The sequence below is a fragment of the Xanthomonas sp. WHRI 10207 genome, from assembly GCF_040202975.1.
GTDB lineage: Bacteria > Pseudomonadota > Gammaproteobacteria > Xanthomonadales > Xanthomonadaceae > Xanthomonas.
In genome coordinates, this window is the sequence record NZ_JBEGDX010000002.1 from 1087816 (window position 1) to 1101780 (window position 13965).

The 13965-nt window shown below is 60.6% G+C and carries 13 protein-coding genes and 1 pseudogene; 10 read left to right on the top strand and 4 right to left on the bottom strand.

What is annotated here, in order from left to right; translation table 11 throughout:
- Positions 1 to 262: 262 nt before the first annotated feature.
- Positions 263 to 826, bottom strand: coding sequence for an adenylate kinase (locus tag ABQU90_RS10265; protein WP_055848486.1), 564 nt, complete (start codon positions 824 to 826; stop codon positions 263 to 265).
- 159 nt (positions 827 to 985) lie between these two features.
- Between ABQU90_RS10265 and ABQU90_RS10270 the strand changes: the two genes are divergently transcribed.
- The 7 genes and pseudogenes from ABQU90_RS10270 to ABQU90_RS10295 all read left to right on the top strand — a co-directional run.
- Entirely contained in the window at positions 986 to 2242 is a 1257-nt protein-coding gene (locus tag ABQU90_RS10270) for a 6-phosphofructokinase (protein ID WP_323522216.1), read from the top strand.
- 565 nt (positions 2243 to 2807) lie between these two features.
- Positions 2808 to 3569 carry a hypothetical protein gene (locus tag ABQU90_RS10275; RefSeq protein WP_323522215.1) on the top strand — a complete coding sequence of 254 codons (762 nt, stop codon included), beginning with the start codon at positions 2808 to 2810 and terminating at the stop codon, positions 3567 to 3569.
- A gap of 50 nt (positions 3570 to 3619) precedes the next feature.
- The gene (locus ABQU90_RS10280; RefSeq protein WP_323522214.1) at positions 3620 to 4744 is read left to right on the top strand and encodes a TrbL/VirB6 family protein; all 1125 of its coding nucleotides are present in this window, start codon (positions 3620 to 3622) and stop codon (positions 4742 to 4744) included.
- 45 nt (positions 4745 to 4789) lie between these two features.
- Positions 4790 to 5311 carry a DUF4189 domain-containing protein gene (locus ABQU90_RS22770; RefSeq protein ID WP_407078766.1) on the top strand — a complete coding sequence of 174 codons (522 nt, stop codon included), beginning with the start codon at positions 4790 to 4792 and terminating at the stop codon, positions 5309 to 5311.
- A 353-nt stretch (positions 5312 to 5664) separates the two neighbouring features.
- Positions 5665 to 6195, top strand: a complete 531-nt coding sequence (locus tag ABQU90_RS10285; protein ID WP_323522213.1) for a hypothetical protein — start codon at positions 5665 to 5667, stop codon at positions 6193 to 6195.
- Entirely contained in the window at positions 6192 to 6851 is a 660-nt protein-coding gene (locus tag ABQU90_RS10290; protein WP_323522212.1) for a hypothetical protein, read from the top strand. Before ABQU90_RS10285 ends, ABQU90_RS10290 begins: the two co-directional genes overlap by 4 nt.
- A 26-nt stretch (positions 6852 to 6877) precedes the next feature.
- A pseudogene (locus ABQU90_RS10295) lies at positions 6878 to 7063 on the top strand (hypothetical protein); the annotation flags it as partial.
- Between the two features lie 190 nt (positions 7064 to 7253).
- Here ABQU90_RS10295 and ABQU90_RS10300 read toward each other — a convergent pair.
- Positions 7254 to 7925, bottom strand: coding sequence for a PA4824 family protein (locus ABQU90_RS10300; protein ID WP_323522211.1), 672 nt, complete (start codon positions 7923 to 7925; stop codon positions 7254 to 7256).
- A 446-nt stretch (positions 7926 to 8371) separates the two neighbouring features.
- A complete protein-coding gene (locus ABQU90_RS10305; protein WP_115513818.1) occupies positions 8372 to 8896 on the bottom strand; it encodes a hypothetical protein in 525 nt (174 codons plus the stop codon).
- Positions 8897 to 9144: 248 nt separating this feature from the next.
- Here ABQU90_RS10305 and ABQU90_RS10310 point away from each other — a divergent pair, with 248 nt between their 5' ends.
- Entirely contained in the window at positions 9145 to 11172 is a 2028-nt protein-coding gene (locus ABQU90_RS10310; protein ID WP_323522210.1) for a sodium-translocating pyrophosphatase, read from the top strand.
- Between the two features lie 221 nt (positions 11173 to 11393).
- Here ABQU90_RS10310 and ABQU90_RS10315 read toward each other — a convergent pair whose 3' ends face one another.
- Entirely contained in the window at positions 11394 to 11876 is a 483-nt protein-coding gene (locus tag ABQU90_RS10315) for a hypothetical protein (protein WP_323522209.1), read from the bottom strand.
- Between the two features lie 196 nt (positions 11877 to 12072).
- Here ABQU90_RS10315 and ppa point away from each other — a divergent pair, with 196 nt between their 5' ends.
- A complete protein-coding gene (gene ppa / locus ABQU90_RS10320; RefSeq protein WP_005990841.1) occupies positions 12073 to 12609 on the top strand; it encodes an inorganic diphosphatase in 537 nt (178 codons plus the stop codon).
- 147 nt (positions 12610 to 12756) lie between these two features.
- Positions 12757 to 13872 (top strand): HDOD domain-containing protein, encoded by a 1116-nt coding sequence (locus ABQU90_RS10325; protein WP_055848462.1) that lies wholly within the window; start codon positions 12757 to 12759, stop codon positions 13870 to 13872.
- The last annotated feature ends 93 nt before the right edge of the window (positions 13873 to 13965 follow it).

Genomic DNA, 13965 nt, shown 5'->3' on the forward strand with positions numbered 1-13965 from the left:
GGGAATTTCCCGATATGCGAACTGCGTCACATCCCTCACTATGCTGAACGCCAGTCGCAGCACCCTTTGGTTCTACTCCCCAAGAGACCAAATCCCCAGGGAGCTCATGCTGTTGGGGCTCTGAGCAAGCTCATTACTGGCGTTATTCTGCCCCGGTCATCTTGTATGGCCGGGGTTTTTCTTTTCCAGGGTCTTAATCTGCAGACGCGGCCAACAGGCACGCGGTAAACACAGACCGGGCGTTGCGCCCGGTCCGGGTGACTCAGCGGCCGAGCGCCTTGCTGATGCGTTCCAGCACTTCGTCCAGCGACCCAACGCCATCCACACGCGCCAACTTGCCGCGCTGCTCGTAGAAGCCGATCACCGGCGCGGTGGAATCGGTATAGACCTGCAGACGCTTGCGCACCGATTCCGGGTTGTCGTCCTCACGGCCTTCGGCCTTGGCACGTCCGGCGATGCGCTCGACCAGCAACTCGCTGGCGACGTCCAGCTGCACCACCGCATCCAGTGGCTGACCGATCTTGCTGAGCAGGTTGTCCAGCGCATTGGCCTGCGCCACATTGCGCGGATAACCATCGAGGATGAACCCCTTGGCGACATCGGCCTGACCAAGCCGCGACTCCAGCATGCCGAGCAGGATGTCGTCGGACACCAGATCGCCGCGTGCCATGACTTCCTTGGCCTTCAGGCCGAGCGGCGAGCCGGCGGCCACTTCGGCACGCAGCAGGTCGCCGGTGGAAATGTGCGGGATCTCAAACGAATCTTTGAGACGTGTCGCCTGGGTGCCCTTGCCCGAACCGGGCGGTCCCAACAGAACCAATCGCATCAGTGGACTCCACTTTCGAATAAAAACGCGTTGCGGTTGGCGGCGTTAGACTCAAGCCTTCGCCGGCGCTGACCGTATGGTCGTGCAGCTTACCCCATCCGGGGAATGTCCCGGCACTGTCCCCTGCGCCATGTTTCCATGTGAGGAGTCCGTCCCCCTATGTCCACTGGCAACTTGTTGTATGCCCAATCCGGCGGCGTCACCGCCGTCATCAACGCCACCGCTGCCGGCGTTATCACCGAAGCGCGCGTGCGCAAGATCAAGGTATTGGCCGCCCGCAACGGCATCCTGGGCGCGCTGCGCGAGGAGTTGATCGACACCTCCAAGGAATCGGCGTCCGCGATCGCCGCACTGGCGCAGACACCCGGCGGCGCGTTCGGCTCGTGCCGCTACAAGCTCAAGTCGCTCGAACAGGACAGCGCCAAGTACGAACGCCTGCTCGACGTGCTGCGCGCACATGACGTGCGCTGGTTCCTCTACAACGGCGGCAACGATTCGGCCGACACCGCATGGAAGGTCTCGCAGCTGGCCAAGGCCTACGGCTACCCGCTGCACTGCATCGGCGTGCCCAAGACCATCGACAACGATCTTGCGGTGACCGATACCTGCCCCGGCTTCGGCTCGGCGGCCAAATACACCGCGGTGTCGGTGCGCGAAGCCGCACTGGATGTCGCCGCGATGGCCGACACCTCCACCAAGGTCTTCATCTACGAAGCGATGGGCCGCCACGCCGGCTGGCTTGCGGCCGCAGCGGGGCTCGCAGGTCAGGGCCCGGACGATGCACCGCAGATCATCCTGCTGCCCGAGCGCGCCTACGACCAAGCCGCGTTCCTGGCCAAGGTGAAACAGGTCGTCGAAAAGGTCGGCTGGTGCGTGGTGGTCGCCAGCGAAGGCATCCAGGACGCACACGGCAACTTCGTCGCCGATGCCGGTGGCGCAGCCGACTCATTCGGCCACGCGCAACTGGGCGGTGTCGCCGCATTCCTGGCCGCACAGGTCAAACAGGAACTGGGCTACAAGGTGCACTGGACCCTGCCGGATTACCTGCAGCGTTCCGCGCGCCACCTCGCCTCCAAGACCGACTGGGAACAGGCCCAGGCCGTCGGCAAGGCCGCCGTGCAATACGCACTCAAAGGCATGAACGCGGTGATCCCGGTGATCGAACGCGTCAGCGACGCCCCTTATCGCTGGAAGATCGTGCCCGCCCCGCTGCACAAGGTGGCCAATCACGAAAAGAAGATGCCACCCAGCTTCCTGCGCAAGGACGGCTTCGGCATCACCGACCGTGCCCGTCGCTATTTCGCCCCACTGATCAAGGGCGAAGCCCCGCTGGCCTACGGTAACGACGGCCTGCCGAAGTATGTGACGTTGAAGAATGTGGCGGTGGCGAAGAAATTGCCGGTGTGGGAGGGGTGAGACGAGCTGCCAACCTGAACGTCTGCGACGGCATCAGTGGCTGACTGCGCAGGAAAGGAGCCCGTTGCGGCCGCCGAAACCGGGATTGCTGTGACGGACTGTCTTCATGGCGGCCGGCAGGTGCCGTTTTGCACCTGCCGTGTGTCGGCTGGAGCCTAAACTGACAAAGAGGACGCTCCACAGGCAAATGCCGCGATCGGCTGTAGGGATTTCCTTACAAAAAGCTGGCAGACCAAGCCAGGCGGCGCCTGGGCGGCGACCCCGCGGGTAAGGCAATACCTCATTAGTAGAAATTTGGTTAAGTGTGTGCCACAGTTCGCACCAAACCTGCCTCATCGCGCATAAGGATCATGGCCCAGCAGGCAATCATCTCCAGTCTTCCCCGGTGGTCAGCCAGTGCCGCCGGGGAGTCTGTGTCTGGACGAAACGGCCTCACTCACCCGCGACGAGCGCATGATTTATACAGCCGGACCGTCCTGCTGAACGCGCATCTGGCATTCACCGCTGTTTTTGCTGCCGCTGTTCCCGCCACTCATCTATACCGAAAAGATCGACGAGACTCGCCATGACCGCACGTTCCTGCCGCCTCCGCCATCCGATTTCCCGCCTTGCCGCCGGCCTGCTGCTAAGCATCGGGCTGTGTGCAGGACCTGCCAACGCGCAAGTGATCATCACGAACCCGACGGGAATGGCAAAGGACCTCAAGGAATATGCGGAACAAGCCAAGCGATGGACCGAGACGATCAAGCAGTATCAACAGCAGCTGCAGCATTATCAGCAGCAGCTCATCAAGTTGCAGCGCCTGCAGTTCAACATGCCCCAGCTGGAAAACCAGTTCGTTCTGCGCGATGCAAGTTACGGGTTGGACGCGTACTGCCCCGGCGCGTCGGGTATTGCGGGCCTCATGGACCAGATCAAATCCATTCCGTTGAGCCTGACTGGCGGGGCCAATATTCAGGAACAGCAGCAACGTGTCTGCGCCAGTATCGTGCAAGCACAAAACGCCCAATACAACGAGGCAGTGGAGATCATCCAGCGCATGGTGGTGCGCAGTGCCGACTTCGAGAGGCTGGAGCGTCAGCGCGATAATGTAGGAACGAAGGAGGGCGCGCTGGCCGCAAACAACAATGAAGTGCAGCGCTATGTGGCGCGCAATGCATTGGAGCTGAGTCATTGGGAAGCCAAGATGAAGGCCTACGACATCTACATCGCCGGCCTCAAGGACGACCAGAGCCTGCTCGCCAAGCGCGCGCTTGAAGGCGACAAGGGCAATATTTTGGGGCAGATCGTCCAAGCAGCCGCACTGAAGATTGCGCTGTCTAAATAAATAATCAGCGGGCAACCAAAGCCCCCATTACGGTACATAGGCAGGCAACAATGGATGTTTTCTTTCATGGTGGGATGAACTGGTTGCAGCCTTTGGCGGACGCCACCCTCGGCGACTTCGTTTTCTTCAAGCTGGTCAACGACTACTTCAACCAGGAAATCCAGGAATTCGGCATGGAGCTGATGGGGCGGGCCATGAAGTGGGTCAGCACCATCGCGCTGACGGTGACCACGCTATGGATCTTGATCCTGGGCTACCGTATCGCCACCGGGCAGTCGCGTGAGAGTGCGATGGCCACCATGATCAAGGCAGCCAAGGTCGCCGTCATCATCAGCTTGGCGTCAGCCCTGGGTGCCAATGGCGCCATGCTGCACCAGACCATGACCCAAAACCTGGACAAGGAAATCCATGAGCTGTTCACCGGCGAGGAGGGCAGCTCCGCCGATGCGATCGACGAGAACCTGGCCTATACCCAGATTGCGCTGGCCGCGCTGGATGCGGTGCGGGTGGAGTCTAGTCAGCCGGAAATGCTGGAGAAAAAGGGGCGCGCCGTGCTGCTGGCCGGCTTCGGCACCGCCAGCCCGCCGATGGCGGCCGGTGCAATGCTGCTGCTGTTCAAGTTCACCATGGCCTTCTTGATCGGCATCGGGCCGATTTTCATCCTGGCGCTGATCTTCGACCAGACCAAGGACCTGTTCAAAAAGTGGTTGTTCTACATCATCGGCACGCTGTTCTCGATGGCCATGCTGTCCGTGGTCACCGCCATGGTGCTCAAGTTCACCGCCAAGGTCGCTGGCGCCTACTGGGTAATGAAGTTCATCTCTCTGAATACAGAAGGCCTCTCCAGCCAAGCCCTGCAGCAGGGCGGCATCGGTCTGATCATGACTATGCTCATCGTCACAGTACCCACCATCGCCGCCGCACTATGGCAGGGCAACATGGGCACGTTTATGGCGTATTCGGCATTTGGCGCTGCGTCGAGTCCTGGGCCGCAAGGACAGCCGGCTGGGTCGTATATGCCGCAACACGTGGCGAAGGGAGAAGGACAGCAAGCTGGCGGATCTGAGATGACTACAAATCAAACAGCTAGAATTGCAGGTCAGACTCAATCACAAGCGGCACCGTTAATCGGCTCACGCGGGCAAGCTGGGCAAGGCTCTAATCACCAAATTTAAATTACCCCTTGCAAACTAGATATTTTATCCATTCAAAGGTGTAATATGAATCCACGTCTCTTCCTCATACTTATTTTATTTCCAATCTGTGAAAGCGCGTTAGCGCAAGGCTGCCCCGTCGGGCAATACCAAATTGGTGGGCAAGGAGCCGTTGCATGCGCTCCGATTCCAGCAGGAGACCCCATTCAACGGCAACCGCGACCTAGCGGAGAATGGATTAAAACTTGGGGCGCCATCGCAGGCGACGCTGGCAATAATTTAGGCGTCTCTATTGGGAAACGCAAAAAATCTGAGGCAGAACGAGACGCTATCGATAAGTGCGAAGGCATAAGTGAGGCGAAGTGCCACACACTTTATGTTTATGAAAATCGATGCGCAGCAGTCTCTGAACCTACGGGACTTGGCTCTTCTGACCAAGCGAAGCGCGTAACGAGAAGCTATTCTGCCGGGCCTTCTATAAAATTTGCAAGCGAAAGTGCTATCGCTTATTGCAAGGAGCATAACTCAGGCAGCGACTGCAAGGTGATATACACAGCATGCTCCGAGCCAATATTCAAATCCTATTGAGTCTCCATCTTTCACGAAGAAGGATATCTCATAAAAATGCCTAGACTGGCATCGGTGTTATTACTAAAAACTTCAACTCTTTCGCACAGACACTGCAGGAGGTCATTAAGAAGTGACCCCTACTAAAAACTAACGATCCCCTTACCTTCTGCACGCTGGGCGTCCCTACGTGCTGTTGGCTGCCGGTAGATCCCGCCATCGGCACCTTCACTTCCACCAAACCTTACTGCTTCAACGCAGCGTCGGCACGGATTTTTGCACGGGCCTACCCCATCGCATACGGCTACGACACCGCTAAAGATGATTAGGGTTCTGCACAGTTAGGTAAGTCGCACTTCATTAGGAGCGATGCAGTGGATAGAAGGCTATTCCCCCATAATGCTCATTGGTATCGGTCAGCCGAGAGCCTGCGCAATCTCCTGATCGTCGTTATCTTGACGCTAGCGCTCACTACCAGCCTGCTTGTGCTGGCTTACCGCACAACATTTACCGCCTTGCTTGGGCTTACACACTTTGTGGCCATTGTCGGTGCTGTGCTGCACGTTGCTGTTGTCCTGCTCCTGACAATGCGGATTGCACATGCCGCGAACATCTGGAAGAACCTACGCAGCCAGGATAAACAGACTACCGAATTGCGACAGCTGCGCCAGACGATTTTCAACACGGCCGGCATGACCGCATTGATGCTGCTATTGACCGTTGGTGCGGCGTGTACTCCCTTGGTGATGCCACTGGTGATGCAACTGCCCGAACTCGGGTTGGTGTTCTGCGTCCTGCTCGTTACGCTGGTATTGCACAGCGCCAACATCAACCGCAGCGCTAGCCAGCTGCGTGATGCGATCACCGCCGCCGAGTGGTCTGCACAGTGCACAATGGCGACATGAACGCTCATCTGAAGCTAAAGATTGCTGGCTGTCTTTTCCTCACGCTCATGGCAGGGTGCAACCCCATGAACACTGCTTCTGAAATGCACGACACCAATGCGAATACCGCCGCCGGCGATCCGGTCTACCGGGAAAACCCGAATCCGACGCAGGCATACCGGATCACGATGACCATCGAGGATGCTCCAGGGCCATTTGCGTGGATCTCGGGTACGGCTTTCTACCAGATGACTAACCACAAGCAATGCACGCCAATCGAGCCCATTGCCGGTGTATGGAGCAAGTCTGATGAAGATGGCATCCCCATCCACTTTGAGAGGCTAGATGCATCCACATACACTGGGACGATTTATGCCGATGGCATGGTTGATGCCGACTACTATGCCAAGGGCGTCTGCCGATGGGAACTCACTAGCGTAGATGTTTCGCTAAAGGCTACCGGCAAACACGAAGAAACAAGATTTCAGCCAGGCCTATATAAAGATAAATTGTTGAGCGGCACTCCGTCTGCGACCTATTTTTGGTCGGGCGGATATCCAAACGATGAAATGAGCAACTATCCCGACTCAGGCCATTCAGACCCAAGTCAATTCAAGGAAGAGTTGCGCAAACAGTTGTTCAAAGTGACTCTGATTGCTAGAAAGGACTCACCATGACTCTCACCGCACAATAATATGCTGAGCTGGCAAGCGATGTTTATAAAAAGCCAGATGAAAAGGGCGAGAATAGTCGAAATGTAAATATCGGCGGCGTGCCCTATAAGCGTCTTGAATACATTGATACTCCTGCTGGCTATCAAGGCATCATCTATCAGCGAGCAGATACAGGCGAAATTGTCGTCGCCCATCGCGGCACAGAGCCCGAACGAGGGCACGTCCGATGCGGTGGTCATGTTAGAACGCGCTCTGCATGCTGCAGCGATTCACCAAAGACCAGCACCATAGAGTCACTGCTAGGTTTGCTGCGATTCGATTGCAGTCCGATTGCATGCAGATTGAAAGATGCCTAGGGCTGGAATTGGGCAGCCGCACCGGAGCGCGGCCACTGAAAGGAGAGTGTCAGGGCAACATCGCAAGGTTGATGCCAAGCGTGATCCAGCCACGTGGGGCGTTGAGGCGGTCGCGGCCGGCTACCAGGTCTATGCTGGATGCCCTGCCGACCATTCTGCGCAGTCCAAGTTGGCTACCTTCGCCGTTGTGGTCATCTCCGAATGCTTCGGCCAACAGGGTCCATGAACTGGTGATGTCGTGCTCCAAACCGATACCGACGTTTGTCGTATCCGGTTCGGCATGCGTCGCCACGGCACCGATGTTGAAGTGGATACGCGTGGAGGCATCGGCGCCCAACGACCAAGTCATGGGCAGCGTGGCGTAATAATTGCGCTGCTGCGGGTCCCGCCATGTACGCTGCGTCCCCACCGACAACGCCAGGCCCCAGGCGTGGCGTTCTGGATCGCGCAGCACCCGCTTGGCGCCCAGGTCGAGCAAGACCGGCCCGTGTCGCGAGTCGCTGAGCCCAAGCGCCAGTTCCGTACCCAAAACATTACACGCAGGTACCGCCGTGGCCGATGCACTACCTGGCGTTGCACGCCACCAGGCTTCCAGCTGGCATTGGCCACGCGGCGTGACGCCGGCGTCGTCGACCACCATGCTCGCCGCTGCGCGCACCGTTACCGGGTGCCACAGGGCGAAGAAGGCAAGCAGGCCCGAGGAACAACGCAATACCTTCATAGACGTTCTCAAAAATCAGCGTAGCTGCTGCGCGACTCGTTACAGCGCCAAGCGCAGCGGCATATCGTTGCCAGCGCCCATCAGATGCGGGCGACTGGCCTTCCGGGTCCGGAGTGTACGCGCGGCACAAGCCGATGCCGACCACTAAACCGCTAACCGGCGGCAACACGCGTTTTGGTTCGCAGTACCAGTGGTCACTCCAAATGCGCAGGGCAGTGACCATGCGTAAATGCAAGCCGGTACGACGGTGCTTCTTAAAGCTTGAGCGATGCTTGGATCACTGCGCCAATGTGGATACGCAAACAAGGCCGCGGCATCGATAGCAACACCGGCATCATTCCTCATCGATGCGTCAACTGCATGGCATGCCGCTACGAAGTCTCATGTCATGCGGATGCCCGCATCACTCAAGCAGCCGTAGTGCCCCAGCATTGATGCCGCAGAGGTTACTGGCAGGCCTTGCCTTCCATCGTCTGCTGCGCAGCAAACATCGGCACCTGCGGGATCTTGCCGGCGGCCGCTTGTTGCTTGGCATCTTCCAGGTAGATGCGTGACTGGCCTTGGCCGTCGAGCTGCGGTTTGGCATCGACTGGTTTGCGCCACACGCGCACGACCGCCTGTTGACTCGGGCAGGCCGCACTTGGGATGCGGATCACGTCGTTGAAGATCCAGCCCGACGCAACACTCGGTGTTGCCTTGGCGTAGTCCACAAAGCGCGCACGTGGCTGACAGGTGGGGCTGCTGCGCACAACCGAGAACGTGTAGGGCTGTGCAGCATTGCCGGTGAACACACCTTCCAAGCGGGCACAGGCTTCTGGAATCTGTCGCAAGGTGTGTACTGCACCGACGGCTTGCGCAGTGCCAGGCGGGCGTGCTTTCAACTCCGGCGTTGGATCTGCAGCAATTGCGCTACCGGTAAACAGCATGGCGGCCAGCACAGCGGCGTACCTGGACGCGGCATCGTTCGACATAGTTACTCCTGGATCGGCTCGGTCACGTTGACCGCAGGCTGTCATGTCGCGACTGAACGACGCGCCAAAGCCGCGGTGGTGGCACCCCTGCAAGCTGCGGCGCATACTCGATCGCGATCCGGCCACCTGAACATCGCGACGCGCATTACGGCCCTTGTGGCCGTCGAGTCCGTATTCGTTGTCACTCGTTGCGTGCGTCGCCCTTGGTTCGTCCCGACCGGATGACATCCATTCTCTTGGGAGGGGTCATGCTGGAACACTACGGGTTAGGGCTTGCGCTGGGCTGTGCGGTATTGGCAATTTTGTACGGGATCGTGTCGGCGCGCTGGGTGGTCGCGCAGCCAAGCGGTAACGCGCGCATGCAGGAGATCGCCGCGGCGATCCAGGAAGGTGCACGCGCCTATCTCAATCGGCAGTACCTCACGATTTCGATCGCCGGCGGCGTGCTGTTCGTATTGGTCGGGCTGTTTCTGAGCTGGTACACGGCGATTGGATTCGCGCTCGGCGCGGTGCTGTCGGGGTTGGCCGGCTATATCGGCATGAACGTCTCGGTACGCGCCAACGTGCGCACTGCCGAAGCCGCACGGCATGGCATCGGCCGTGCGATGGATGTGGCATTCCGGGGCGGCGCCATCACCGGCATGTTGGTGGTGGGACTGGGCTTGCTGGGCGTGGCCGGTTATTACGCCGTGCTGCAGGCCATGGGGTTGCCGCTGGAGCAGAACCTGCATGCCTTGGTCGGCCTGGCGTTTGGCTCATCGTTGATCTCGATCTTCGCGCGTCTGGGTGGCGGTATCTTCACCAAGGGGGCGGACGTGGGGGCGGATCTGGTTGGCAAGGTCGAGGCCGGCATCCCCGAGGACGACCCGCGTAATCCTGCGGTGATTGCCGACAACGTCGGCGATAACGTGGGCGACTGCGCGGGCATGGCAGCGGATCTGTTCGAGACCTACGCCGTCACCGTGATCGCCACCATGCTGCTCGGCAGCCTGACCCTGGCCGAAACCGGGCCGCATGCCGTGCTGTATCCGCTGGTGTTGGGCGGTGTCTCGATCATCGCCTCGATCGTGGGCGCGGCCTTCGTCAAGGTCAAAGCAGGCGGCTCGATCATGGGGGCGCTCTACAAAGGCGTGATCGTCTCCGGCGTGCTGGCTGCGCTGGCCTATTGGCCGATCACCCAGAGCTTGATGCGCGACAACAGCCATGGCGCGACGTCGCTCTATGCGTGCGCATTGATCGGCCTGGTGCTCACTGGCCTGATCGTGTGGATTACCGAGTACTACACCGGCACCCAATACGCACCGGTGCAGCATGTCGCCTCTGCCAGCACCACCGGACACGGCACCAACATCATCGCCGGCCTCGGTATCTCGATGAAATCCACCGCACTGCCGGTGATCGCGGTGTGCGCAGCGATCTGGGGTGCGTTTCACTTTGGCGGCCTGTATGGCATTGCGACCGCTGCCACGGCGATGCTGTCGATGGCCGGCATGATCGTGGCGCTGGATGCGTATGGCCCCATCACCGACAACGCAGGTGGCATCGCCGAAATGGCCGAACTGCCACCGGAAGTGCGCGCGATCACCGATCCCTTGGATGCCGTCGGCAACACCACCAAGGCGGTCACCAAAGGCTACGCGATCGGCTCGGCCGCTCTAGCGGCGCTGGTGCTGTTTGCCGACTACACCCACAACCTGCAGGCGGCCAATCCCACGGAGGTCTTCGCCTTCGATCTGTCGGACCACACCGTGATCATCGGTCTATTGATCGGCGGATTGATCCCCTATCTATTCGGCGCAATGGCAATGGAAGCGGTGGGCCGCGCGGCGGGCGCAGTGGTCGAAGAAGTGCGCCGTCAGTTCCGCGAGATCCCCGGCATCATGGCCGGCACCGCCAAGCCGCAATACGACCGCGCGGTGGACATGCTGACCCGCTCGGCGATCCGCGAAATGATCGTGCCCTCGCTGTTGCCGGTGGTGGTCCCGATCGTGGTCGGGCTGTTGCTGGGGCCACGGGCACTGGGTGGATTGTTGATCGGCACCATCGTGACCGGGCTGTTCCTGGCCATTTCGATGACCACCGGCGGCGGAGCCTGGGACAACGCCAAGAAGTACATCGAAGACGGCCATTTCGGCGGCAAGGGCAGCGAAGCGCACAAGGCGGCGATCACCGGCGACACCGTCGGCGACCCGTACAAAGACACTGCAGGGCCGGCAATCAATCCGTTGATCAAGATCATCAACATCGTGGCGCTGCTACTGGTGCCGCTGCTGTAGCACGGCATGCCCGCAGGGATCTCGGACCTGCGGCCATATGGCCGCAGGTCATTGCACGGGAAAGCTGGCTACCGCGCCGGACAATACTGACGTCACTGCCTCTCCAGCGAACGTATTGGCGATCGTTTGGCGTCCCTGCGGCACTGCGAACGTGCGCCGTCACAGGCGACAACGTGGCAGCAACGACACCCGCCGTTGCCATGTCTCAAAGACCGCCAATCTCAAAGACAGCCAATCAGGCCATCGTAGATCGGCGGCGCGCCGCCCGGCAGCGGCTCGAACAAGGGGTTGGTCACCGCAAGCACACGATACATCTCGTCCAGGCGCGTACCGGCTTTCAGGGGCGCCGTGCAGCGCCAGACCCGGCTGTCGGAGCGGAGATAGCCGCTACGCGGATCGACACTGATCTCGCTCGCACCGAAGGTCCAGATGCAGCTGCGCACCACGCCGGTGACGCGGTGGACCGAGCAACGAAAGCGCAGCGGCTGGTAGTCGCTGAATTCGCCTCCACAAAAGGTGTCGCCGCAAATATTGTCGAAATCACGGTCCAGGCGCTGCTCCAGATCACTGAAGGCCTCCCAGCCCTCCCCATTGGCCGGCCAGTCCACCGCGTCCACGTAGGCGGGCAGTGGCGTTGCCGCAGCGGTCACCTGGGCAGTGAGGGACAGCAGCAGTACGAGGAGCAAGCGTGCGAGCCTGAACATGGCGTTTCCCGAGCAGTGGATGAGCCTGCAGCGTGCGCCGTGTCCCCAGGCCCTACGATCAGCCGGCTGCCCGTGATGAATGCAGGCTATGCCGCATCGGACCCTCAGAAGATTGCCCATTCAGTGTCGCTGCAGCGCAACAGCCGAACGCGTAGAATCGTGCTCCACACACTGCTGACGCTTCGGAGCTACCCGCATGGGCCTTGAACTGGTCACCTCTGGCAAGAATCTGCCGGAAGAAATCAACGTCGTCATCGAAATCCCCAAGGATTCGGAGCCGGTCAAGTACGAAGTGGACAAGGCCAGCGGCGCGATCTTTGTCGACCGCATCCTGTCGACCCCGATGCGTTACCCCTGCAACTACGGCTACGTGCCCAACACCCTGTGCGGCGACGGCGATCCGGCCGATGTACTGGTGGTCCTGCCGCTGCCGCTGGTCCCGGGGTCGGTGGTGCGCTGCCGTCCGGTCGGCGTGCTGCGTATGAGCGACGAGGCCGGCAGCGACGAAAAGATCCTGGCGGTGCCGATCGAGAAGATCTTCTCCGGCTACGCGCACATCGAAGATATCAACCAGGTGTCCAGCCACTGGATGGAGCGCATCGGTCACTTCTTCGAGCATTACAAGGATCTGGAGAAGGGCAAGTGGGTCAAGCTCGACGGTTGGGGCGGTGCGGCCGAGGCCAAGCGCATCCTGGTCGAATCGGTGGAACGCTATAATTCCGACGCGCCCTGAGCCGTTGGCCGTAACACTGCTCCGCACTTGCGGAGCGACCGGGATCACGCTTTTGCCGTGATCCCGGTGACCGCCGCCGGTAGATTGGGTACATTGCCGAGTTGCGTTTGGCCGGCGTCTACCGCCGGTGACTTCTGGGGAAGTGTCTTGCGTATTCTGTTTGTTGGGGACGAAGCCAGTCTTCCGTCCGACCTGGTCGACTACGTCGCCGATCTCGGCGACCAGTGGCAGGCGCAGCAGGTGGCCGATGGAAATTCGGCGATCGAAGCTGCCGCCTTGTCGCCATTCGATGCCGTCATCGTTGCCCCGGTGTTGCCGGACCTGACTGCTGCCACGTTGCTGGGGCAGATCCGTACGCTGCGCCCGGACACCATCCGCATCGCGCTGATTGATGCCCAGGACGGCCAGCGGACGCCGCCGGCCCGCATCATCGGCGTGGCCCATCGTTTCCTGCCGATGCCGCTGGCGCCGGAAGTGCTGCTCGAAGCCGTCACCAGCCTGGAAGAACTGCGCGACCTGCTCAGCAATCCGCGCTTGCGCGCGGCGATAGGCCGCATCGAAAAACTGCCCTCGCCGCCGCATCTGTATCTGAGCCTGATGCATGCGCTGGAAGAGGACGATGGCGCCGATGCGGCCGACATCGCCAAGCTCATCGCCGGCGACCCGGCGATTGCGGCCAAGGTGCTGCAGCTGTGCAATTCGGCGTTCTTTTCCGGCGGACGCAGCATCACCGACCTGCGCACCGCGGTCACCCGCCTGGGCGTGGCGACGCTGCGCGACCTGGTGCTGGCCAGCGAAGTGTTCTCGGTACAGACGCTGACCCCGGCCGAGCGTAGCGCGATGCAGCGCCGCGCCCTGCTCTCTTCGCGACTGGCGGCGAAAGTGTTGCCCCCCACCAGCGCCGAACTCGGCTCCACCGCCGCCTTGCTGGCCGACATCGGCCTGCTGTTGCCGGGCGTGCGCGACGAGCGCGAACCGCCACTGGAAGGCGGCGACGAGCGCCTGGGCCATACCGAAGCCGGCGCGTATCTGCTGGGCCTGTGGGGCCTGCCGATGCCGATCATCGAAGCGGTGGCGTTCCACCGCCATCCGCAGCGCTCCAGCCTGCGCAGTTTCTGGGTGACCGGTGCGGTGCACGTCGCCACGGCACTGGCCAGCGGCGAGACGGTGGACGAAGAGTATCTGTCCAAGGTTGGCGTCATTTCGCGACTGCCGACCTGGCGCGAGCAGGCCGAGACGTTGCTGGGGCTTGCCGAAGCGTGAGTTGCCGCACCACTTGGTGCGAATAGCGAAACGATAGAGGCGCGAGAGATTCGCGCCTTTTTCGTTGGCGCTGCAGATAGCGCGGAGGGGTGC